Source organism: Chitinophaga sp. (assembly GCF_035564935.1).
Lineage (GTDB): Bacteria > Bacteroidota > Bacteroidia > Chitinophagales > Chitinophagaceae > Chitinophaga.
Genome location: NZ_DATMTE010000713.1, coordinates 1 through 1,891 on the forward strand (window position 1 = coordinate 1; position 1,891 = coordinate 1,891).

The 1,891-nt window shown below is 46.4% G+C and carries 1 protein-coding gene; it reads left to right on the forward strand.

The genetic code is table 11. The features are described from left to right. Window positions 1-142 precede the first annotated feature (142 nt). A partial coding sequence (locus tag VN105_RS18410) for a DUF4091 domain-containing protein (RefSeq protein ID WP_325642994.1) occupies window positions 143-1,891 on the forward strand: 1,749 nt, incomplete at its 3' end.

The window sequence follows — 1,891 nt, forward strand, 5'->3', positions numbered from 1 at the left end:
TAGATCCGGCTTTCCTCTTTTATATGACCAGTCATCCCGATAAACGGAAAAAATCCACTTTTTTTATAGATATTGAGGTTTCCGGATGGCAGATACTTAACCTATTCTGTTATTCCAATATCTGAAAACGCTAAAATTTAGTATGGTGAACAAATTTTTTGGCGTGCTGGTAATGCTGGCACTGCAACAAAACGTATGGGCGCAAACATCTCCTGCCGCTGGCTACAGGGACCTGCCCGATCCCAAACCCGTTAATAAAGCTTCCTGGGCAGCTGTTAATGACACCAGGCTTCACGTTGCATTTGGTACTGCAGATACCCGTTATGAAAAAAGAAATGCACCGGATAACAACGGATTAACGCCTTCCTGGGAAACAAAAGCCTGGAAAGGTGAAAAGGTCCATACACAACTGGTGATATGGTCGGCAGCAGCGCAGCCCGAAGTAAGTGTCCAGGCTTCTGCACTGAAAGACGGCAAAGGCCATACAATTGCTGCTTCAGCAATAACCACCGGCTTTGTGAGATATGTACTCACAGATGGTCTTAACAAAGATGGCAGCGGTTGCGGACACCGCAATCCCAAAGATTTCGATTCATCGCTGGTAGCGGATGGTATTGACATCATTAATAAAAGCACCATGGCTGCCAGCACTACTCAACCAGTGTGGCTGAGCGTCCGGGTGCCGGCAAACACTCCTGCAGGCGCTTACAAAGGCTCCGTAAATGTGAAATCCGGTGCTACAACGGTGAATATGCCCTTTGAAGTAACCGTGCTGGAACATACCCTGCCCGCGCCGAAAGACTGGCAGTTCCACCTCGATCTGTGGCAAAGCCCGTATGCCATAGCGCGTGTATATGGTGTAAAACCATGGAGCGATGCACACTTCAAAGCCATGAAACCGTATATGAAAATGCTGGCAGATGCAGGCCAGAAAGTAATCACCACTACCATCATATATGATCCCTGGAATAGTCAGACAGAGGATATTTATGGTACAATGGTGAAGTGGACAAAGAAGAAAAATGGCAGCTGGACCTACGACTACAGCGTCTTTGATAAATGGGTGCAGTTCATGATGGATCAGGGTATCCGGAAGGAAATCAACTGTTACAGCATGATTCCATGGAACCTGAAATTCTATTATTATGATGAGGCTGCGGGAAAAGATACTTTCATTGTTGCCAAGCCGGGTTCCGCAGAATACACAAAGCACTGGCAACCAATGCTGACTGATTTTGTAAAACATCTGAAAGCAAAAGGCTGGTACAATATTACTGCTATTGCCATGGATGAAAGACCAATGGAGGCTATGCTGGAAACCCTGAAGGTGATCCGTAGTGCTGATAAGGATTTTAAGTTATCGCTGGCAGGCAGTTATCATGAGCCACTGGCCAATGAAATACATGATTACTGTATTGCATTGAAGGAATCTTTCCCTGAAAACATAATGAAAGCACGCCTGGCAAAAGGATTGCCTACTACTTTTTATACATGCTGCACGGAAGGCTTTCCGAATACCTTTACATTTTCCCCGCCTGCAGAATCGGCCTTTATGGGCTGGCATGCTGCGAAGAGAGGTTATAACGGTTACCTGCGCTGGGCATTCAACTGCTGGGTAGCTGATCCGCTGCACGATTCGCGGTTCCGCACCTGGGCCGCCGGAGATACTTATCTCGTATATCCCGGACCCAGGTCTTCCATCCGTTATGAAAGACTGATTGAAGGCATACAGGATTATGAAAAGATAAGAATACTGCGGGAGGCATTTGCAAAAAGCGGTAATTCCGCAGGTTTAGGCAAACTCAGTGAATTGGTAAAACCTTTCGAGGAAGAAACGCTGAAAACCACGCCTGCGGCAGATATTTTGAAGGTAGCGAAACGAGGATTAAAC